The organism is Candidatus Flexifilum breve (assembly GCF_016713355.1).
The window spans coordinates 534,456-558,055 of record NZ_JADJPI010000035.1; the positions used below are offsets into that span (position 1 = coordinate 534,456).

Sequence of the window (23,600 nt, forward strand, 5' to 3'; positions counted from 1 at the left end):
GGAGTAAGGTTGGAAAACAGCCCAACCCTACCCCACACCAGTCAACAGATCGCAGCCTTAACTGACCCGTTCCGAAACATAGAATTCGACGATATCGCCCACCTGAATATCGGGGACGTTGTTCAAGGCGATACCGCATTCGAAGCCCGCGCGGACTTCGCGCACGTCTTCCGTCAGGCGCTTGAGCGAAGCGACCGAGACATTCTCGGCAATCACATGCCCAGCCCGCTTGACGCGCGCGCGCGCGTTGCGGCGAATTTCGCCTTCCTTGACCATTGACCCGGCAATCGTGCCGACCTTCGGAATGCGGAAGACCTGACGCACTTCGGCCACGCCAATGGTTTTATCGGCATACACGGGTTCGAGCATACCTTCGAGCGCCAGTTCAATGTCTTCCAGCATCTTGTAGATCACGTCGTACTGGCGGATTTCCACGTGATGCTGTTCCGCCGAGCGCCGCGCCGCCGAGTCAACGTCGACGTTAAAGGCGAGCACAATCGCGCCGGACGCGCTGGCCAGCATGATGTCGCTTTCGCTGATGTTGCCCACATCGGCCGACAGGACCCGCAGCTTGATGCCCTTGCTGCTCTTTTCGGAGAGCTGTTCAAACGAATTGACGACGGGCTGCAGCGACCCCTGGAAGTCGACGCGCACGATCAGGTTCAATTCCTTGATTTCGCCCGTTTTGTACTGCGAGAAGATGTCTTCCAGCGTCAGCGCGCGGGCGGTCTGCGTCTTGCCTGCTTCGGCGGCATCCTTGCGCTCACCCACCATCTGGCGCGCAACCTTCTCGTTCTTCACCACTTCCCACGTATCACCGGCCTGCGGCAGGTCATGCAGACCGAGCAGAGCCACCGGCGTAGACGGCCCAGCGGAGCGCAGCGGCTTACCGTTCTCATCGTACATCGCCTTGACGCGACCGTAGGTATTACCCACGACCACTTCCGTACCGGGTTCGAGTGTGCCGTTCAGGACGAGCAGCGTCGCCATCACACCCTTGCTGCGGTCGACTTCGGCTTCGAGTACCACACCCGCCGGGTTCGCCTTCGGGTTCGCCACGATATCGCTGTCGTCGGCCACAAGGATGATCGCTTCGAGCAGGTCTTCAATGCCTTCCTTCTGCACCGCGGCCACCGGCACGACGAACGTATCGCCATCCCAGTCATACGGCGTCAGGCCGAGTTCGGCGATTTCCTGCTTCACGCGTTCAACGTTGGCGTTACGCTTGTCGACTTTGGTGATCGCCACGATGATCGGGACATTGGCGGCACGGGCATGGGTGAGCGCCTCGCGCGTCGTCGGCATGACGCCGTCGTCCGCCGCTACGACAAGGATCGCGATATCCGTCGCATTCGCGCCGCGGGCGCGCATAGCCGTAAAGGCCTCGTGACCGGGGGTATCAATGAAGGTGATCTGGCGGTCATTGTGCTTGACGCGGTACGCGCCGATGCGCTGGGTGATGCCGCCCGCTTCGCCTTCCGCCACTTTCGTACGGCGAATGGTGTCGAGCAGCGTCGTCTTGCCGTGATCGACGTGGCCGAGAATGGTCACGATCGGGGGACGTTTGATGAGGTTTTCGGATTTCTCTTCAGTGTAGATGCGCCGCCATGTCTGCGCCGTCTGCGCCCGCTTATCACGTTCCGCTTTGGCAGCGGCGGCGCTGGCGGACTGCGCTTCGTACCCAAGTTCTTCGATCACGATCGCGGCTGTGTCGTAATCGACCTGCTGATTGATCGACGCCATGATGCCATTCGCAATCAGGCGTTTCATCACTTCAATGGGGCTAGCGGAGATCAATTCCGCCAATTCCCGAACGGTTAAGTAATCGGGAACTAAGACCACCTGCTTTTCCTGTGCCATCGTTACCTCCACGCACACGGGCGATGGATCAGGAGAAGCAGAGTCTCGCTTACATCCTACTGATCCACCACGTTATCTAGAGAATAGAATTGCGTTTTATGCCGGGTCATGACTTGAACCCGGCGTTACGCAGTCGTTCACGATCCGCCTCTGTCAGCGGCGCACGCAGCGCCTTGGCTAGTACATCTGAACTCACGGCGCGTTCCCAGCAGTTCTCGCATAGATATGCCCCTCGCCCATTCAGCTTACCCGTCGGATCCACATAGACACCTTCAGGCGTACGGACGACCCGCGTCAATTGGCGTTTGCCCGCTTTATCGCGGCACACGACGCAGGTTCGAATTGGCACATGCTTACGAGGCTGCCCGTTCATCATCCCTGACTACCTAATTGTCGTCCCACTCGTCCCAATCACCGCGCCCACGCTTGCGCTGGCGCTTGACGACCATACCGCCCGCCTTCTCATCATAGACGAGCTGACGCCCCTTCTTCTTCTTGCCCTTCTTGCCACTCTTGTCGAGGCCAGTGCCATCGTCTTCAAAGTCCTCGTCGAAGGCCACGGGGGCAAAAGCATCGTCCTTCCCGGCGACCTTGCCCCGACGCGCCAGATCGAAATCATCCGGCATCGCCTCAACGGCGGGCGCAGGCTGACCGGGTTCGGCAGCCGCAGCGGCTTCGACGGGCGGATTCTCGGGGAACACGATCTGATCGAGCGCATCCTGAATGCGGCGCAGCGATTCGGCGGGCGCATCATGCAGCAGACGGCGGAGATGGTTTTCGTCGAGCAGATAGCGCAGCATGATCTCACCGACCGTGCCGAGCGGTTGCAAGGCTTCGATGATATTGTCGGGGAGCTGCAGCGTCGTCACCGGCATCTGGAAAGCGGCTTGCGGCAGCGTCGCGCGCAGAGCCGCGATTTCGGCGAGGCGCTGCTGACGAGCAGCTTCGCGCGCCGCGATCTGCTTGCGCTGCACGAGGTCAGCAAACTTGCCCAGCAGCGTGTACTCTTCCGGCATCACCGCGCGCCCGAGCGAGCGCTTTTCCATGATACGGCTGACTTCGCCGAGTAATTCCGCCTGCTGGTTGCGCACGTCTTTTAACGGCGGCTTGCCCAGGTTATCGAGCGCTTCCTGAACAGCTTCCGTGACGCTCTTGATATCGATGCGCCAGCCGGTCAGTTTGGCCGCCAGACGCGCGTTCTGCCCTTCGCGGCCAATGGCCAGCGAGAGCTGATCGTCGGGCACAATCACGACCGCCGTGCGTCCGGCGTCCGGATCATCGTCCAGATACACGCCGCTCACCCGGGCGGGGCTGAGCGCCTTGGCGATGAACACTTCGTGATTCGGGCTCCACTCGATGACATCGATCTTCTCTTCGTGGAGTTCCTTGACGATGTTCTGAATACGGTTGCCGCGCATGCCCACGCACGCGCCAACCGGGTCGATGCCCTCCTGGAGCGCTGCCACCGCGACTTTCGAGCGGTAGCCAGCTTCACGGGCGATATTCTTGATTTCGACCTGCCCGTTGTAGATTTCGGGCACTTCGTATTCGAGCAAACGACGGAGCATGTTGCGGTGGCTGCGGCTGACGACGATTTGCGGGCCGCGGTTCGTCTTCTTGACTTCGACGATGTACACACGCAGCTTATCATGCGGCTTGTACTTCTCACCGGGGATTTGCTGGTTGCGCATCATGACGGCTTCGGTGCGCCCTAAGCTGAGCGTCACCATGTTGGCGTTCACGCTCTGCACCGTCCCGTTGACGAGATCGCCTTCGCGTTCGCTGAACTCCGCCATAAGCGAATTGCGTTCAGCTTCGCGAATCTTCTGCAAGATGACCTGTTTGGCGGTCTGCGCGGCAATACGACCGAAGTTCTTGGTCGTGTTGTCGGCGCGCACCATCACCATGTCACCCAACTGCGCTTCGGGGGTGTAGTAGCGAGCATTTTCGAGATCGACTTCAGTTCGTCTATCCTGAACGTCTTCGACCACTTCTTTTTCAACTAAGATATTAATTCTGGGACGCGGACTGTCGAGATCGACATCCGCCTCGACTCGCTGCGATTGCCCAATCCCTGCATCGCGTCGATAAGCGGAGATCAGCGCGGTACGGAGTGCTTCGAGCACCGTATCGCGCGGAAGCGCGCGCAGTTCCGCAATCTCGTTAAAGGCGACCTCAAACTCGCTTTTCATGCTGCTAGTTCTCAACTCCCGTAAGGACGGTTGGGGGGGATGACGACGCGACAGTTCATGCCGCGAATACAAGAAAAGTGGGGGTTGCCCACTTTTCACTGCCCTTATCTTATCATAGCTTGTGGTGACTGACAAGACGGCTTATGACCGCCTATTAGGGGTCGCGTCGGGGCACGGTCTCCCCTGCCCCGACGTGAGTATGTGGCGTTATTCGGTCGCTTCCGCAGTGGCTTCAGGCGTCACTTCCACGCCGATGATCACGCTGCCGCCGCCGGACTGGACTTCCAGCGAAGTCTCCGCGGAAACTTCCGGCGTCACTTCAACGACCGCCGCTGCGTTGCCCTGCACCGCAACTGGCTCCAGTACGAACGGCGCAAAACGCAGAACGCGGGAGGCCGACGCATCTGTCACGTAAACGCGCCCTTCGGCATCGACCGCGATGCCGCCGATTACGTCGAACTGGCTGTTATCCGTCGGCGCATCGCTCGGCTGACCAAACGAGCCGAGGCAGTTGCCGTCGGTGTCATACACCAGCACGCGCCCCGCATCCGGATCAGTGACATAGAGCAGATGGCGGAATTCATCAATCGCGACGTACGGCCGGTTGCCGAGGTCTTCGTACCACCCGCGCACATCATAGGTCGTGATCGGCGTGCCATCCCGGTTGAAAACCGACACGCGGCGATTCCACGTATCCGCGACGAACAGGCGGCCATCAGCCGAAGTCACCACGCCGCTCGGCTCATCAATCTGACCGAGCGCGCTGCCTGCCATGCCGATATCGCGCACATATTCACCGGTCGCGGTGTACACGCGGATCCGTTTGTTGCCCGTATCCGCGACATAGACAAAGCCTTGATCGTCGACCGTCACGTCACGCGGCCCCCAGAAGGCATCGGTCGGCACGGTTTCGGCAAACGCGCCGAACGTTCCCATCTGCCCCCAACCGCGAATGAACTGCCCGTCCTGCGTAAACTGCACGATGCGGTAATTCCACGTATCTGCGACGTACAACGTGCCATCCGGGGCAATCGCCACGCCATTCGGGCGCAGAAGCGGCTGCCCGCCGCCCGTCACGCCGTCGATGTAGTACAGGAAACCTCCATCGAGATCGAAGACCGAAATACGGTTATTAAACTCATCTGCTACAAACACGCGGTCACTGCTGACGGCAATATCCAGCGCGTGATTCATCGGTTGGCCGTCCAGCGTCGAACCGAAACTCACATCGCCATACAACTGCTGCCAGTTCGCCGTACACTGGTTGACCGTCGTGCTCTCCAGCGGGTTTAACACCGTGCCATCGCCAACGCCGAGGTTCCACACCTGCGCGGCGATATCCTTGCGGATGTATAGGAACAGCCGTTCCGAGACGGGCCACGTTTGTAAATCATAGCCGGAGCCGACTGCCTCGCCGTAGCGCTGATAGTCGCGCGACCACCAGATGTCGAACAAGCCGCGCCGCAGTTCGCTGGAGATCGGATTATTCCCGCTAAAATCGAGTACGTTATTGACGCGCGTCGAGTTCAGGTTGAAGTAGTCCTGCATCGGCCACCACATGCGGATGTACTCGAAGCGGTAGTAGCGATCTTCGAGGATCGGCTCAATGCGCGCGCGAATATCTTCGCTCACGTAGATCGCCGCGGCATCGCCAATTGCCCCCGGCGACGGACTGTCGCCGAAGAAGCGGGCGTTCTTCAGGTCCCGGAAGTACCACGTCACCGGCCATGCGTTCCCGCCCCACGCAAAGTTGATGTTGAGGCCATCGGTGGTGCGGCGGCTGACATCCTCCACCTGCTCCATCATCAGCTTGATACCGGGCGCAGCATGCGCGTACACGATGAACTCGTTGGCGAAGTCATAGTTGATGAAGGCCGCCGCCCACGCGGTGCGTGCCGTCAGCAGGGCTAAGCCCACGAAGGCCGCCACGCCGAACATGCGCCGGAAGTGCATCCAGCCCGTGTGCCGCATCACCTGCACGATGATGAACACGATCACGAGGATCAGGAAGACCATCGCCAGCCACTGATTGAACTCGGTGAGCTGCGCCTGCTGCAAGCCCGCGAATGGCGATTTACCGACGAGGAACGGCGCGAGCGTCTGGAACCCGGCGACGAACAGGAACGGCAGCAGGAGCAGATAAAGCCACCCGCGCCGGAAGAAGACCGCCCAGTCGATATTCTGGAACACGCGCCCGAAGTACCACGCGGTGACGAAGATCAGCGGCAGCGTGATGTGTGTGGTCAGCCACGGCATCTTCTCGCCTGCCATCGTATACGCGAGGAAGTTGAACAACCCCCACCAGGCCGCGAACAGCACAAACGAGAGTCGATGCAGCGCCCGCGGGTTATTGACCAGCACCTCACGCTCGATCACCGGTTCGGCCGCGGCAGCAGCGAGACTCGCCTCGTCGCTGGCCGCTTCCGGGAGTTCACGCTGGCGTTGGCGGAAGAAGATCGTCAGCCCGGCCAGCATGGCGAGGAAACTGCCGATCAGCGGCAGGTACTCGTAAATCGGCATCATGATCAGCGTGTAGTAGTACTGCGGCTGACTTCCGCGCTCCACCCCCTGCTGCTTGAGCCAGTAGCCGAGGCTGCCGATCATGCCGGAGGCGAGCCCCTGCGGATTGGTGAACATGGTCGTGAAGAAGAAGATGTACAGGGCATAGAACACCGCTGCCGCCGCCGTCCAGCGCCGCCAGTGCCACGTCAACCCCACGGCGATCGAAATGGTCATGAACGGCACCAGCGCAATCGCTGTGCGCGTGATCCCCGTGGAAGAGTAATCGGTTGGATCAGCACCGGCCATTTTGATGACCGCCGCTGTCAGCCACGGCAGCACCAGTGACCCCATGAGCAGCAATATATCCAGTTCACGGAAGCGGTACAACGTGCGCCACCAATTGACCCGTCGTGAATAAACCAGCACAGCCAGCACGATCAGCGCAACCGGATACGTTGCAACAATCGGCAACCAGTTGATGCCATCCACGGTCACCGGATCGACGCTTTCGAGTTCAGCCGTGCGTTCTTGCCGCGTCGGTTCCTGCGAGATTTCTTCCACGACGATCAGGCCGATGAACGCCGCCAACGTGAGCAGCAAAATCACGACCACATCGCGCGGGCGGAAGCGGCGCGTCTTGAGTGAAGCCCACCACGATGTGAGCAGCACAACCGCCAGCGTCCCGGCGGCGACGAGCAGCGTCCAACTGAGGAAAGTGCGATACGAGTCCGGCGTTACCCCCCCAGTGAGCATGACCCCGGTTTGCTGGACGACATAGCCGACGCGTTCCACCAGCGTTTCAAATTCTGCCAGCGAAATATTGAGGACGGCCACCATCACCAGCGTGACCGTACAGCCGAGCAAAATCGCCAGCGTGACGAACTGATACAGCGCCTTACTCGGTCGACGAAAGAGGTGCTGAAACAGGCGAATCGCCCAGAAGAGCGTTAGGAACAGACCGAAAATGGCGATGTAGATGAACGCCGATTCTTTCGAGCCAAGATTCCAGAGCATCGCGCCCGCGAAAATGTACAGCCAGATCGGTTTACGCCTGGCTTTGAGCGGTCCATCGACATATTGAAATAGACAGTAGACCATCACGAGCGTCGCGAAAATGGACGGCGTGTCCTCGCGAATATAGCGATGGTGGAACAAGAGGAGCGGCGAGATCAAAATCATGATCGACGCCAGCAGCGCGCCTGTTCGCCCTAACCATCTTCGAAAGAGGATCGGGAACATCACCATCATCACGCCCAAAATCGCGGGATACAGGCGCGCGGTGTAGTCGTTATCCCCGAACAGAAAGTAGAAGAACGCTGTCGCATGGAAGAGGATCGGCCCATGCATGAGCGGCGTATGCTGGAAATCGCCTTCGGTATACAGCCGCCACGAGTAATACGTGTGCAGGCTTTCGTCGTGGCTCATCACGCGGTCGCCCAGCCCGGCAAAGCGGGTGATCAAGGCAATCGCCAGAATCACGATGTAGGCGACTACTTCCCAGTTGATGGTATACGTGCGCGCCCAGAGGCGGCTGAGCGCATCAGAGCGGGACGACTGCGGGTATTGATCGTACGTCGTTGCCATAAAGAAAACCCCTAAGGAGTATCGGTCGCGCCGAGGACGGGCGCGTGATTCGGCTGCACAGGCGGCAGAAATTCGCTGGTGGTCTTGGCCGTGAGCACTGCCGGTGTCGCGGGTGTGTTGATCGTCGCGGGTGTCGGCGGCGTCGGCAGGTTGAACTGGTGGGCGCGCAGCGACCACGGCAGCAGCAGCACTATCATCAGCAGCACCACGGCCACACTGTAGCGCGCTTGCTCAAAGCTGATCGTCGGGCGCTTGGGCGCGCGCATCTCCGCTTCCACCCCCGCCCAGATGCGATCCAGACTGGGCAGCGGATTGCCGAGGCCGGGCAGCGTGCGGCTGAGTTCGCTGCTCAGTTCGCGCTGATGCACATACGCCGCATAGCATGCGTCACAGGTTTGAATATGTTCGGCCACCTGAGACCGCACGGCAGGTGCTAGTTCACGAGCAATGTATCCGGGCAGATGTTCCCGGCAAACACGACAAGCAATCATAGTTTAGAAACTCAGTAATTCGTCCAACAACCCTTGACCCACGGCTTGCAGCGAACCGCGCAGCGCTTCATGCGCCAACCGGACGCGGCTTTCGGCGGTTTTCTGCGGACAATCCATCACTTCGGCGATTTCACGGTACGTCAGTCCGTGACCATAGCGCAGCACAACCGCTTCGCGCAGCCGGGGTGTCAGCGAGGCCAGCGCGCGGCTGACCGCTTCCCGTGCCGACTGCTGCGCCAGCGCGGCTTCCGGCGTCTCTGACCGGGGCGCGGGCAGACCGTTATTCAGGAACGGCGCGAGATCGCACGTAGGCACCTGACTTTTGCGGTACATGTTGCGGCAGCGGCAGATGGCAATGGTATACAGCCACGTTTTGAACGACGACAGCTTGGCATCGTAGCGCTGCAGATTGCGAAACGCATACACGAACGATTCCTGCGTCACGTCTTCCGCATCTTCCCGGTTGAACAACAGGCTGTAGCACAACCGGTAGATGCCGGGCGCGAATAATTCGTATAACGCGGCGTAACCGCTTTGGTCGCCCCGCAGCGCGCGGCGCATGCTCGACTCAACTTCTTCGGGTATCATACCGTTCCTAACCCCTCAGCGTGCGGTTATTGTACAGCACGCCTTGGAGAATTCCTCACCTCGTGGGTTCATCCGGCGGCATCCTGCGGTTCGACACCCTCGTAAATATCCTGGCGCAGCCACAGCACGGTCGATTCCAGCGTCATCCATGTGAAGCGAGCATGGCGCTGCATCCACCACGTCGGCACATCGAGTGCATAGATGGCCAGCGGCGTCCATGTCAGCGCGGTGATGAAGTCCTGCCCGACGTAGCTGGTGCCAAGCGCGGGCGGATCATCAAAGGCAGGCAGCAGCACAACCTGATCACCGAGTGCGTCGCGTAAATCGGTGATATATTCGGCCTGCGTAAAATCACGCACCACCCACGCGATCACCCCGTCCTGTGGCGCCATCACGCTGAGCGGCAGCACATTGAACCCACCGCTGTTGCGTTCGGCGAGTTCGTGCAGCGTTTCGCGCAGCAGCAGCACATCGGTGCTCGTCGCGTAGAAGTGGAAGGGTTCGCGTGGACTGTCGGCCTCGCTGACCGCGGCGCCCCACCCGCTCCCCAATGAGGTGATCGCGCCGAAAATCAGCACGCCGAGCCCTACGCCCTGGAGCGCGCTGGTATTGCCCCACACGCTCGCCACGAGGAAGAAACCGATGATCAGGAACATGATCGAGACGATCACGAGGATCACGCTGTTGGCATTAAGTGTAGCCGTCGCCAGTGACTCGCTGGTCGAGGTCAGCAGCGAACGTCCGAGCGCCTGCGCTGAAACCGTGAACACAACCAGCACGGCGATGAAGGCGAGCGCGATCACCCAGCGCGCCCACGCGGGCGGCGCGAAGATTTCGGTCTCGCGCACGGGCTTGAGCATCGCCATAACGGCGGATGTGGTCAAGCCGATCAGCGGTACGGTGAACCACAGCGCGTGATACGCCTCCGCCCCAACGAACACCAACGAACCGATCATCGCCACGACCAACCAAGCAGCCAGAAAGCGGTCGATTAAGGTGAACGACTGGCGATTGATCAGCACGACCACCCCGGCCAGCGCCAACGCCCACCAGAACGGCTCATAGAACAGGCTGACGTACAGCGCAAACGGCGTAATCGCCCCATCCGGCGCTTGCGTGAAGCCCCGCCCGAACCCGGCGAACACCTCGCCGACCGCGTTCAAGCCACTCGGGTTAAGGAGCGTCCCGGTCGCGACGAGGATCACGAAGGCGCCCGCTACCAGCAGCGGCATCCCCCAAGTACCGAAACGGGCTCCGACGAATGCGCTGGTCGCGGCGGACTTAGCCTCCGCCTCCGCAAAGTTGAAGGTCTGTGCGCGCCGTTCCCACACGGTGACAATGCCCAGCGCGCCGAGCAGCATCAAGGCGAGCAGCAGGCCACCCGCCTCGCTCAGGAAAATCAGGCTGCCGCCGCTCACCGCCGCGACGATCTTGATCCACGGCGCATCATCACCGCCGCGCAGGCGCAGAAGCGCCCACAACAGGGCGATCGCGCTGAGCATCGACCAGATCACCGGAGCGCTGAAGCGCGCTGCGACCAACCCAACGGGCGATACCGCCAGCAATACGGCGAACACGAACGCGCGTGTGCTGCCCAGTTCGCGCCGGAAGAGGAGCGGCGTGAGGACGAGCAGCGCGCCCCCCAGTGCGGTGAACAGCCGCGCGGTAAATTCTGACGTACCGAACACGGCGAACGCCAGCGCCTGCACCGCAAAGAGGAGCGGGCTGGTCGCGGTCAGCGGTTCGCCCGACGCCTCCGGCACGACGACGCGAAACGCCGCCAAGGCATTGTGGGTCTCCGACGCCGCCATCGGCACCGCGCCTAGACTGGCGAGGCGGAGCACCAGTGCCAGTGCAATCACGGCGAGGTAGGCGACCGTTTCGAGGCGAATCGCCAGCGTCGGACGTTCAAGAACAGGGGCAGTCACTACAGTCTGCATACGGCTTCCCTACTGGCTGAACTGAATCGCTTCCGGCGTGACGCGATAGATGCGACTGCCGCCGGTTTCACAGACAATATCAAGATTATCGAGGAACTTGATTTCGCTCTCCGCGCCAAACGTCGAGCGTTCGATGGTGCCGAACACGACATAGTCGACGCCGTACTGATTGAGCAGAATCGCGGTGTCCCGCCATGTTGGCGACGTGTACAGAGTCTGGATGTCCGCGTCGCGCGTGCCGCCGAGTTCGGCGTACCCCTCGACACCGCGCCACTGCTGCTGATGCCCGACCCAGTTGAGCAGCACGGGCAGCCCGGTCAACGTAGCGACCGTGCCAAATTCGCCATGATACTGCCCACCCACCGCCTGCGCGACCGTCACATCATTGCCCTCGACTTGTTCGCCGAGGCAAAGCGCGACCTGATAATCATCCGCCCACGTAAACGACGGGCCACCGTCAAGCGTGACGGGCACTTCACTGAAAGTGCGCCCCGCTTCGACAATGGCGCGGTGATACACCCCGGCGACTGGGAACATCAGCCCGAACGCCATGACCAGCGCCAACCCGCCGATGAACACGGCGCGCAGTGAGACTGGCGGACGCATCAACTGATGATCAGAGACAATCGTATACACGGCATAGGCGGCAGCCACACTCCACACCAGCCACGCGCCGTAGTAGAACTTGAACACGGTGTTCATGCGGGTGCTGAAGTTATCGCGCAGGTAGACAAATTCCGGCGTGAGCGTGAGCATCAAGCCGAGCCCAACCAGCAGCAGCGCAAAGCCGGTTGCGGGCGGGTAGATCGGCGCGACTGCCGCCTCCGGGTTGTTCAGACTTGCGGAGCGCCGCGGGAACATCCGCGCCAGCACGAGGATCACGCCGAGTGTCAGCACAAGCGCCGTGAGTGAGTGCGTCACGCGTTTGCTCAGCGCCAGGCTGACCACGCGCCCAAGGCCGCCATTGCTTTCAATGAAACCGCCGACCTGATTGCGCAGCGCGGGGATCACATACCCGACGACCGAGAACAGGACGAGCAGCAGAATCAGCCCGCCGAGAACGATCAACCCGGTGCGGATGGCGAAACGCCAGTTGAGCGTCCCCCAACCGCGCCACAGCTCCAACACTAAGAACGGCCCGAGGATGAGCAGCAGCGGCCCGAACATGATGAAGAACTGGCGGAACAGCGTCGGGTAGACGAGGTTGGGCACGACGCCTGCCGCCTGCGACCGGAACGAAATGATGAATGGCAGGTAGGCGACGACCGCCACGACCACCAGCGTCAGCGCCAACCAGAACACGCTGAGCAGATCGTCAAGCGTCAAGCGTCCGGTGCGAATCAGGCGGCGCACCGCCTCTGCGCCAAGGAGCGCCGCCGCGTAAATCGGACCATCCCACGTATTGAGGAAGATCAGCCCGCCGATCACCAGACCATAAAGCACCGTTTCGCTGCGGTTGGGCTTGCGTCCGCTGAGGATGACGTTGAGCGCTAGCCCGAGCGCCAGCACGGCGAAGGGCAGCGACAGCACATGCGGATGATTGTCCGCGAGCAAGAAGCTGAACTGTGGGAATTCGTCGATGACTTCTTCGCGCGAATTATCGAAGTTGCGGTCGTTGAGCACGCGCGCGCTGCGGAACCACCACCAGTTGCCCCAGTCGTTGAGGTCCGCGCTGCCCGGCCCGCCGATCTGGTTCTGACGTTCGTTCATATCCCAGAAGGCGAGGTATTCCTGCGGGGCCGTGTTCGTCTGATACGGCACTTCGACCAGCGCCAATTGGAAGTTGCCGAGCAGCACGACGAAAATCATGCCGATGATCCCCGTCCAGATCGCCGCACTCCGCTTCGGTTCACCGGAACCGCTAGCCCGCGACCGAACGAGGTTATACACCACACCGAACGCGCCGATCCCGGTCAGCGCGAACAGGAGCGCCGCCGTCATGTTGAAACCAATCGTGCTCGTGATGCCGCTCAACTTGGAGAGCATGCCCGCGATCACGTAGCCGAAATAGTAGTAGCTGATGGCGTAGCCGGAGAGCCACGGATCCGCCGGGGGAAAGACTTCCGAGCGCATGACCGACGAGAGGAACGCCAGTTCCATCGGCTTTTCGGTGAAGGTGATCGCATTCTGGTGCGCGCGGTAGATCGCCCACGCAAACAGCAGCACGAAGAACAGTACTTCGCCGACGATCACGACGGCACGGTTTTCCCGCCACCACGCCCGCAAATCGATCGGTTCGCGCAGATACACAATCAGCCCGGCGACCAGCACAATCACCCACGCGAGGATCATCGAACCGGGGGTATTGCGAATAAAGCCGAACATCGCCAGCAGCCAGAAGACGAAACCCGTCAGCAGCAGACCAAGCGCGCGCGCCAGTGTGTAACCGCGGTCGGGCAGGCAGCGGAGCAGGCGAAAGCTCAGCGGCAGCACGCCGACCCCGGCGGCGGTCACCAACGCCCACCAACTGAGGACGATTCCCCCTTCGCGGGGCAGCCAATCAAACACGTTCACCGGTTACCCTTCCCCGTCAGCCTTGATCCAACAAGCGCGCGTCTTTATTCACCTGATATAACGTCGTATTGCCTTGCTGGTAGACCACCGAGAGCAGCCCCCGCTCAACCATGGTATCGAACTTCGCCAGTCGATCCGGTCGATAATAGGCGCGCTCAATGTTGCCGACGACGACATAGCTCACGTCATAGTATTGGAGGAACTGCCACGCATAGTCGATGCTGGGCGAATTGTAGAACGCGACGACATTTGCGTAGCGGTTGTCGTTAAACTGGCGCGTCCACTCCATCGTCCGCTGCTGCCACTGGTGGAAGTGCCACCCGAGCACGGCGGGTAAACCCGTATAGATCGAAATGCGCCCATTCCAGCGGTACTGCGTGTTATCGCTCAGACCCTCGACAATCGTCGGCGAGCCTTGAATGTTGTCCTGCATCCAGCGGATGAGCTGGTAGTCGTTATCCAGCGCGAACGGCGTCACCGTGGGGTCAAGCGCCATCACGAGGTCGTCGGCTTCCCACTGGCTGGCGTACTTCATGAACTCCGCGCCATCCAGCGTGAATGGCTGCTCGTTGTCGAAACGGAAGATGGACTTCCCCTGTGAGGCCATGATTGGGAACATCGCGGCGATGGTCACCAGTACGGCGAAGGCCACCGACCACGCATTGCGCAGACCCGGTCGCCAGTTGTCGAGGCTGGCGAACATCCACGCGGCGACCGCGCCACCCATCACACTGAAAATCAGCCACACCTGCATGTAGAACTTGAAGATCGTGTTCTGGCGGCCAATATCGCCGTCCAGCACGACGTATTCCACGCCCAGCGTCAGGCCAAGCGCCAGCGCAGAGATCAGCATCAGGAACTGCATCGGTCGGCTTTGACCGGGTCGCAGCAGCAGCGCCGCCGTCCACAACAGCAGCGGCACCACAATGATCGTCACCTGATATTCGCGTAACGCGAGGAACAAGGCGATCAAGAGCAGCACGCCGATGAGCACCAAGCCGACCAGCAGGTACGGAGCCGTGCCACGCAGCGCCTTCACGCGCACGCTGCGGAACCAGCGCCCGGTATCCCACACCAGCAGCGTCACCAGCAGGAAGAGGAACAGCCCGTGGATGTCAAAATACGCCCAGATCGGCGTTTTGCCGTCATTCCACGGCAGAATGCGGCTGTACACGCTCGAATACCAGCTCGTGAACGGCATCACGGCGATGAAGCTGACCGCGAGGAATCCACCGACACGCCACGCGGCATCGATCAGCGAGCGGCGGTTGACACGCTTCCACGCCAACCACCATGCCAGCGCCAATCCCACCGTGCCGAGGATCATGTAAGTGATCCAGTCCCACGTATTCGTCGCGCGCAGCATGCCCGCCAGCGCGCCGATCAGGAAAATCGCCAGCGTGCGCGCCCAGCGGGAGCGCGTATCTGACCCGGCGATCAGGATTTCGTTGAGCAGCAAGCCGAGCAGAATCAACTGCATGGGCATAGAGATCATGTGCGCGTGCAGGTCGCCATACACGAACGTGAACATGGGCATTTCGGTGATCGCCTGCCCTTCCACGCCCGGCGTTTCGCCTAACACACGGCTTGGCCCCCAGAACCAGCGCTCCGCCCCCACCGCGAGGGGTTGGCCACTGAACAGCTTGCCGAAACCGTTGCCCATATCGACCAATAGATCAACAGCGATGTCGACCTCGTAGCGCACCCGGTCAATGATATTGCCGGACTGCACCCGGTTGCTGATGTCCTGAAAAGCCGCGGCATCCGGCGGCATGCCGTTGGTCTCGGTGTAGTCGAGAATCAGCCACTGTTCGATCCCGGTTGGGCGCGTATAGCCGCCCATCTGCGCGACGCCGGACAGAAACACCCGCGGCGTATCGAGGTTGCCGAACAGCACACACATCATCAGCGCGGCGATGCCCGCAAAATACGGGTTCGCCCGCTTCCAATTGAGGCGGCTCACCACGTTGAACGCGGCGGCAAACGCGGCAATTCCGGCGGTCGCGAACAACGTCGGCAGAATGAGGTTGTAGGCAATCGACGGGATGACGCCGAGCAGCAGCACCGGCGCGCCGACGATCACGTAGCCGAAATAGTAGTAGTTGATATACCCGCCTGCGTACCACGGGTCATAGGGTGGGAAGACCGAACTGCGCAGGACGCCATTGAAATAGGCGAAATCCATGGGCTTTTCGCCGCCAAAACTCGGATGCCAGAGATCGGGGTTGGTCAAGCGGATGAACAGGAATAAACCGAAGGCCGCCAGCGTCACTACTTCGATGATGAGCAAGCGCCGCCAGTGCGTCTGCAAATACTCGACGAATTCGCCGCGCCGCCGCCACATGACAGCCATGCCCAGCGCGGCGACGAGAATCAGCGCGACCAGCACGCCGATCTGCGACCAGACAGGCACACGCAGGCTGGCGACAAACCATGTCAGCCACGCGACAAGGAACATGCCCGTAAATTTGCTGATCGCAAACCCACGATCCGCCAGCCCGGGCAGCAGCGCGAACAGCAGCGGGAAGGTCAGCCACCCAAACAGCACAATCGTCAGCCACCACATGCTGATGGTGACCGCCGGGCTGGTGTTGATGATGCTGGTGACGTCAAAGCGTTCCGACCACGTACCGCCCGTCTCCTGAATCTGCTGTAACTGGCTGGTGAAGCGATAGTTGGTCGGGGCGCGGTCGATCTCAGCAGATTCGACCGTCGAGACATTGGTGATCGTCGTGTCGCAGTAGCCCCAATCGAGGTCGGGTTGGCAGTTCGCGTTGAAGCCCCCAACCCGCGTCACCGGGATGCTGTAGAGCAAATCCGCCACCGCCTGCCGGTCGTAGTCGGCGCGCTTCTGGAAGATCATAACCACCGGGTGATCGTAGACGTGGAAGGCTTCTTCCGCTTCGAATTCGTTCAGCCAGTCGGGCGCATCGTAGAACGGCAGATACTGGTCGCTGACGCGCAGCGGCCCCCATTCATAGGTTTCCTGAACGACGTTGACGAGGTCGTAGCCGAGTTCGCCCGCGAACAGCTTGTCATAGTAGAAGTTGGTCCACGGCCAGCGCGCCGGGTTGCGCGAGAGCGTGTCATAGAAGCGATTGCTGCTGATGACGATGTAGTCGCTGTCGTCCAGCGTGCGCAGCACGTTCGTGCGCTTGAATTCTTCGTCCTCGTAGACGATGTCCTGCTGATAGCCGCTCACCAGCGACCATCCCGTATCGAGGCGGCGGCAGTCGCGCGCATCCATGATTTGTCCGGGCGGCGGGCTGTCGGCGAGAGTCACGCCTTCCGGCAGTTCGCACACGCCAATCGGGAACGGGTCATCCCACGCGCCCTCCCACGTGAGAATCGAACCGCCGCTGATCACTTCATCGCCTAACTGCACGTTGACCTGGAAGCTGTATTCCTGACCTTCGACCACCATCAGCGGTTCGGAGAGTGGGATTTCGTAGCTATCGCCGATGGGGCTGTTTTCCCGTGTGAAGTTCTCTTCGATGCGCGCCGTCGTCAGCAGGGTGCCGTCCGGTTCAGTGATCGAGAACGTCAGCACTTCGGGATCGGGATCATCCAGTGGGTCGCCGAGGTGCGGCGCGTAGATGGTCGTGACCATGCCCGACGCCTGCGGCGTAAAGCTGTACGTCGACAGCGGGAAACCCGAATAGAAATGCGTCACATGCTGGGCGAGGTCATCCGCGGTCGTCGTGCCGTACATGGCATTCGTGACCGCAATATTGATCAGCGGCGCAGGCGAACCATCCTCCGTCTCGATCTGCATCGAGAAATCGCCAGAGACGTTTTCCCACACCCAGTAACTCGCCTGCACGCGGGTGAGCATGTTGCGGTAGATATTCGTGAACATCAGCGCCCACACGATGGTGAAGGCCGCCGTTACACCGATCAATCCGCCTGCTACCGTCCGCCGTGATCCGCGCGCTGAGCGGTACAGGCTGACCAAGCCCCATGCCGCTAACAGAACTAACGTCGGGTAAATTGGGATGAAGTAGCGCATGGTCGTCACCCAGTTGCGCCCCATCCAGCCGAAATACACGAGAATCCAGACGAACAGCAGAATGTTCGCCAGCGCGCCCGGTCGCCCGCGCACGATGCGATAACCGGCCACGCCCCACGCAATCCAGCAGGCGATCCCCAACGGGATGCCCATGCCCCACACCACCATGTTGTTGAGCGGGAACAGATAGGCAGCGCGCGCGACCCACTGGAAGTTTGGCGGGCTGTCAATCGTGCCAGAGTTGAGCGCCTGCGCCGTGCCCATGTTGTCCAGCCAGCGCGAATACGGCATTAAACCGAAGAAGCCCGGCCCGGTGAAGGTGTAGGGGTTCGCCACGCGGAACACGAGGAAGGCAAAGATGCCGGAGATTACTAACCCCGTGAGATGAATCGTCCACAGGCGCGACCGTTCCGCGCTGGAGGTTTTGGCGTCGAAGACCGGCGCAAGCTGGATGGCCGCAGCGATCACAATCAGCCCGGCCAGCGGCGCTAAGTTGATGCGCGACGCCACCGTCGCGCCGACCATCACGCCGAACAACGCGTAATCGCGGATTTTGCCGTGGCGCTGCACACACACACCGTAGAAGATGGCCAGCGTGGTGAACAAGTTGCTGATTGAATCGACCGTAGCGAAGTGCGCCATCTGAATGGAGAACACCGTCCCGGCATACAACAGTGACGCCAGCAAGCCGATCCACTTGTCATGCAGCTTGCGCCCAATGGCGAACACGAGCACGATGGCGCTCATCTCGCACAATGCCGAAATCGCCCGCCACACGAGGTGGATGCCGTCGTAAGATGTCCAGTGCTGGCCTTCGTAGTCGGGGTTGCCGAGCACAGTCGCTGCGTACCATTCGGTGCCCACGGCAAAGGCTTCCGCCGCGCCACGCGCCATGAAGAGCGGCAGCGTACCGTAGACGTACAGCCCGTGCGCCTGATTCGCATTTAGCGGATTCCACGGTGAGCAGCGCGCATCGAAGAACGCGCCTCTGCCGCCCGTATCGGGATACCGTGACAGGCAGTCAGCGATTTGCTCGGCGCGGGAAAGTTCGTCACCGCTCGGGTTGAGCTGGCGACCTAAACCCTGCACCACATCCGTCATGAAGCGTTCGTCCGGGTGCAAATGCGTGAAATCATCCCAGTTCAAGCCGACGAAGCGGAAATAACCGCCAGCGAGCATAGTCACGAGGAGAATCACGCCGACGAGCACATTGCTGTTCACCGCAGAACTTGAGCGGACGCGCGGCGGCGCTGTAAGCTGTTGAACGTCTTGCATAAAGTCCCTTGCACATAAACCGCGGCGGGCGCGGGATCATCATTTCGGCGCATGGGTAGAGGCGCAGCAGGCTGCGCCTCTACGACGGAATTTGCCCCATTTTACACATTTCGCCCCAAAATACCTCACTGCGGTGGGGCAGCGATGTTCTGCTCCAAGAAGTCCACAAAGCCTTCATCTCCCAGCGCCGGCGCCCAGTAGACTTTGAAGTCTTTGCCGGGGATCGATGTCTGGTATAACTGCCAGAAGCCGTCCGGGAAATTCGTTTCCAGCCAGTCCTCGGCTTCAATATTCGCTGTGTTGTAGAAGAAGATCGCCGGGCTGTTCGGGTCAAACTGATATTCGCCGCTGCGCTGCGCCTGCGCATCCCGCAGGTACCCTGCCGCCTCGCCAATACTCAAAATCGTATTCGGGAAGTCGACACGTCCACCTTCGATGCCGACCGCGCGATGATCCCACCAGTACGGCGACGACAAGATGAAGGCGTTGCCGTAGCGCCCGCCCTGCTGCCCCACGAAACCGCGCAGCACTTCACCGCCTTCGTGATGCGGCAGCGAATTGAGCAGATAGAACTCGCGGTATTCGGTGAACAAGGTGAACTGGTTAGCGCTAAAGGCGAACAGGAGCAGCCCTAACACAGCCACCGCGCCGATCAGCGTGCCGAAGCGCCCTGCCAAGCGGCTCAGGGTGCGCACGATCAGCGCCAAGCCGAAGGCCGCCAGCAGATACACGCCCGGCAGCGTTCCGCTCATGCGCGTGGCGCTCGGGTTTTCCTGCGGGTAGGCAATGGAGAGCGCCGACGGCAGCATCATGATCAGGATCATGGGCAAAATGACCCAATCCCCCGCATCGCGCCGCTTCAGCATCCGTGTGATCCACGCCGCCGTGCCAATGATCAGCAGCCCGCCGGTGATAATGTCCATCGCCGGATGCATGGGCGCGTTCTGGAACCACGCGATATCCCCTTTCCAGTTGTACATCAGCACGCTGTTGCGGATGTTGCTCAGCAGCGCGGGAAAGTTCTGGTTGAAGGCGTCGATGCGCTCCTGCAAGCTCGGCACGCGCATGACGAGGTTGCCGTTCTCGTCTGTTTGCTGTGTCAGATCATCGCCGAATAGCCGACCGGACGTACGCCGCCAGAAATCTTCAGGGAAATCGACTGAATAGCGGAACAGCGGAATAAACACGCTGAACGAGACGATCACCAAGACGATGAAGTTAACGACGAGTTCGCGTCGGACCGTCAGCGTGCGATATTTGAAGATCAGCGCGATCAGGAAGCCAAGCACCACCACCACCGGGAGCATCCGAATCGCCTGATAGGCATACAACCCGACGCCGAGTGTCAGCCCAGCGGCGATCCAGTCGGCACGGCGACTCTCACGCAGTGCGCGCGCCATAAACCCGACGAGCAGCGCCACGAACAGCGGTGTAAGCACAATCCGCAGCCCTAAACTGCTCAACACGCCATGCCAGTAGCTCACCGCGACCAGCGCCGCCACCAGCACCCCGACGAGGTTGCCCAGTTTGCGGTTGTCGCGCCCGATGACCTCGCGCCCCATCCAGAACAGTACGGGGAGTGTAATGATGCCCTCAATCGCCGTGAGGGTCTTGAGCAGCATGAAGTTCAGTTCCTGCCCCAGAAAGCGCGCTGAGAACGCCAGCAAATAGAACTGAATCGCATCCCGACCGTGATTGTTGGCGAAGAACACATTCGTTTCGCCGTTAAGCACGCGATTGGCATCCAGCAGCTTTTCGACGTGATCGCTCGTCATCTCTGGCGGTGTGCTGACCAGTCCGCTGAAGCGGAAATACGCGCCGAACAAGGTGATCGCGACCACGGCGATGAACACCCAGCTTAGACGCAAGCTGAAGATCGCATCGAGCAGCTTGGTGAAGGGCGTAAGCGGCGTCCACCCACTCGGCGCGACTGTCCAGATGGTCAGGAAGATGCACGCAAACCACATGATCACGCCTTCGAGCGTGAACAGATTGTTACCGTTGAGCGTCCACGCGAGGATGCCCGTCACCGCGGCCCCCACCGCCGTGAAAATCCGCCACGTGACGCTGCTCATCGACAGCGGTTCAAAGCGGAGCTTCGGGCGCAGGGACAGCGCCGCCCATCGCGGGCAGGCGGAAGAACATCCCATCGGCGAGCAACCACAGCACAAACGCCGCGACCAAATACGGCGCACCAACATACAAACCGAATTCGTCGACGTACTGCTGGCTGACGAACATTTGCACGCCGCCGTACACCGCCAATCCGAATGCCCCCAACCGCAACAAAAGCTGGATCGTCTCGGAACGAGCGACCAGCACAGGCTCCCCGGCTGACATTATCGGCGCATCGGCGGCGCGGCGGACGCGCGGTTTCGGCGTCGGCACAACCACCGGGATCGACTCGACCAAGGCGGGCGGCGTGTCCGGTCGCTGCGAAGCGACCCGCGCGAGCGCGGCTATCGTCGCACGCGGCTTGCGCACGAGCAAATCCAGCGCCTGCGCCAGCGTCAAATCTTCGAATTCGGTCTCGACCGGTTCGGCGGCGAGGATCGCGCCGCTCGACGGTTCCAAAGGCAGATCGCTCCGGTCGTCCGTGCTGCCATGCAGATCGCTCATGCTTTACGCCCCTTGATCGCGAGATTGACCGTCGACCGTCCGACGGGTTCGCTGATGGAGTTGTTCCGGTCAAAGAAGTTGAAGACCTTCAGCCCCAAGTTGATTGGATTAAGCAGGCTGCCATCATTCTGGTCGAAGGTGATGCGGTTCGCCGCCGTCGCCATGTTGCCCGGCAGCGCGCCTGATTCCAGCAGCGGCATCCCAATGCCATAGACCAGATTATGAATGAAGGGGAAGCTGTCATGCGTGAAGGCGCGTTCCTCCTCCACTTGGAAGCCCGCCGCCAAGACCGAGGCACGCAGTTGATCGCGGCGATACAGGCGGACATGATTCGCCCAGATACCCGCGAACATCCCGGTGCGAATCGGGCGCTTGAACAGAAATTCCAGCGTCCGGTTGATCGGATCCCACCAGAACGGGTAATCGGCATTGGGCACCGTAATGGCGACCACACCGTTCGGCTTCAACACGCGATAGACTTCCCGCAAACCCGCCACATCATCGTCGATATGTTCAAGGATTTCAGAGAGGATCACTGCGTCAAACGTGTTGTCAGGGTATGGCAGCGCGTAGATGTTCGCCTGATTAAGCTGAATATCCGGCAAGTGACCGACATTCGCCTGGGCCTTGCGGATCACGTCGCCGTCAAGCTCCGCACCCACCAATTGACATTTACTCACATAGCGGATCATATTGAGGTAAAAGCCGCGTCCGCACGGAATGTCGAGAATCACATCATCATCGGCAGGCATCACCCAGTCGAAGATGGTCTGCACGCGCTTCTTGAATGCCATGTCCGCTTCATTGCGCGTCATCCGCGCGATCAACTGCGGATCAACCGGGGCACGCCCGCTCTCAGTGCGCGCGTTGGTGGGCGTAAGTGCGGAAGAGTCGTTCATAAGTATCCACCGTTTCTTGGAAGGAGAATACGTCTTCGATAAATTCGCGGGACTTGGTGTACTTCTCCGGCTCGTTGAGCACGTCGACCAACGCCTGACCGATGGATTGAGCATCTCCCTGCTTGGCCAGCTTGCCCATCCCCGTCTCTCGCACCGGCACACGACCGCCGGGGATATCCGTCATGACGACCGGCGTCCCGCACAGCATCGCTTCGACCTGCACCAGCGCGAAGCATTCGGTATCGCTCGGCAAAACCAGCACGTCGCACGCCGCGTAGAAGTTGGCCACTTCCTGTTGGTCACGGACGATCCCAAGGAATTTTAGCTGAGACTCGTATTGACGCACCAACTCGCGCTGCCTAGTCCAAGTGTCTTCATACGGAATGTCGTACTCGCCCATGAAAACCAACCGGGCGTTAGGGTACGTCTGGTTGATCACATCCAGTGCTTTGATCGCCAGATCGGGGCGTTTTTCCGGCACGAAGCGCCCGGCATAACCGATGATTGGCCCGCCGGTCTGCGACCACTCGGCGCGCATCTGCGCCACGCGTTCCGGCTGTGGCGGCGGCATGTGGATTGGCGGGTAATTCGGCACCACTTTGTCGCGGAACGGCAGCAGATAGTAGGACTGATCCGCGTAATCTCGACTGTAGGCGATGATCTTGGGCGCAACCAGGGCGGCAATGCGGTATAGCAAGAACATCGTGCCTTGGATGAAGCGGTTCAGCAGCGCATCCGGCAAAACGAGGTCGCCGTGATGGGTGATGATCAGCTTGCGCCGCGCGAGCACTGAGATCAGGGCGACGAGCGCTGTCTCCAGCATCGGCGTGTGAATGCTGACCACATCGTGCTGGCGCATCAACTTGAAGGCCGCCCACGGATACGCGGGCATGATCATGCCCCGGCTCATACGAATTGGAGCCCACAAGCGCACAATGCGCACCCCCTTGTGCGTCAGCTTATCATCACGCGGCAGGTCATTGCTGTAGCGCGCGGTCAGTACCGTCACATCGTGCCCACGCCGCACAAGTTCTTCGGCGATGCGCTGCACATGAATAGTCAAACCGGTTGTATGCGGATAGTAGTACAACAGGCTGATGAGAATTTTGAGTTTGTCACCGTGCATG

Annotated in this window: 13 protein-coding genes; all 13 read right to left on the reverse strand. The window is 60.7% G+C overall.

Annotated elements, in window-relative coordinates:
* Positions 1–57: 57 nt before the first annotated feature.
* The 13 genes from infB to IPK17_RS25355 all read right to left on the reverse strand — a co-directional run bounded on the left by infB (position 58) and on the right by IPK17_RS25355 (position 23,599).
* Positions 58–1,860, reverse strand: a complete 1,803-nt coding sequence (gene infB, locus IPK17_RS25295) for a translation initiation factor IF-2 (protein ID WP_343420472.1) — start codon at positions 1,858–1,860, stop codon at positions 58–60.
* A gap of 106 nt (positions 1,861–1,966) precedes the next feature.
* Positions 1,967–2,209, reverse strand: coding sequence for a YlxR family protein (locus tag IPK17_RS25300; protein WP_343420473.1), 243 nt, complete (start codon positions 2,207–2,209; stop codon positions 1,967–1,969).
* A gap of 37 nt (positions 2,210–2,246) precedes the next feature.
* Positions 2,247–4,052, reverse strand: coding sequence for a transcription termination factor NusA (gene nusA / locus IPK17_RS25305; protein ID WP_343420474.1), 1,806 nt, complete (start codon positions 4,050–4,052; stop codon positions 2,247–2,249).
* 207 nt (positions 4,053–4,259) lie between these two features.
* A complete protein-coding gene (locus IPK17_RS25310; RefSeq protein ID WP_343420475.1) occupies positions 4,260–8,138 on the reverse strand; it encodes a flippase activity-associated protein Agl23 in 3,879 nt (1,292 codons plus the stop codon).
* An 11-nt stretch (positions 8,139–8,149) separates the two neighbouring features.
* Positions 8,150–8,629 (reverse strand): zf-HC2 domain-containing protein, encoded by a 480-nt coding sequence (locus IPK17_RS25315; RefSeq protein ID WP_343420476.1) that lies wholly within the window; start codon positions 8,627–8,629, stop codon positions 8,150–8,152.
* 3 nt (positions 8,630–8,632) lie between these two features.
* Positions 8,633–9,217, reverse strand: a complete 585-nt coding sequence (locus tag IPK17_RS25320; RefSeq protein WP_343420477.1) for an RNA polymerase sigma factor — start codon at positions 9,215–9,217, stop codon at positions 8,633–8,635.
* A 68-nt stretch (positions 9,218–9,285) separates the two neighbouring features.
* Entirely contained in the window at positions 9,286–11,157 is a 1,872-nt protein-coding gene (locus tag IPK17_RS25325) for a glycosyltransferase family 39 protein (protein ID WP_343420478.1), read from the reverse strand.
* Positions 11,158–11,166: 9 nt separating this feature from the next.
* Entirely contained in the window at positions 11,167–13,671 is a 2,505-nt protein-coding gene (locus tag IPK17_RS25330) for a DUF2298 domain-containing protein (RefSeq protein ID WP_343420479.1), read from the reverse strand.
* Positions 13,672–13,687: 16 nt separating this feature from the next.
* Positions 13,688–18,955, reverse strand: coding sequence for a DUF2298 domain-containing protein (locus IPK17_RS25335; protein WP_343420480.1), 5,268 nt, complete (start codon positions 18,953–18,955; stop codon positions 13,688–13,690).
* Between the two features lie 125 nt (positions 18,956–19,080).
* Entirely contained in the window at positions 19,081–21,105 is a 2,025-nt protein-coding gene (locus IPK17_RS25340) for a hypothetical protein (RefSeq protein WP_343420481.1), read from the reverse strand.
* Positions 21,041–21,574, reverse strand: a complete 534-nt coding sequence (locus IPK17_RS25345; protein ID WP_343420482.1) for a hypothetical protein — start codon at positions 21,572–21,574, stop codon at positions 21,041–21,043. Before IPK17_RS25345 ends, IPK17_RS25340 begins: the two co-directional genes overlap by 65 nt.
* The gene (locus tag IPK17_RS25350; protein WP_343420483.1) at positions 21,571–22,473 is read right to left on the reverse strand and encodes a class I SAM-dependent methyltransferase; all 903 of its coding nucleotides are present in this window, start codon (positions 22,471–22,473) and stop codon (positions 21,571–21,573) included. Before IPK17_RS25350 ends, IPK17_RS25345 begins: the two co-directional genes overlap by 4 nt.
* Entirely contained in the window at positions 22,430–23,599 is a 1,170-nt protein-coding gene (locus tag IPK17_RS25355; RefSeq protein ID WP_343420484.1) for a glycosyltransferase family 4 protein, read from the reverse strand. The genes IPK17_RS25350 and IPK17_RS25355 overlap by 44 nt, the downstream gene beginning before the upstream one ends.
* Position 23,600 lies beyond the last annotated feature (1 nt).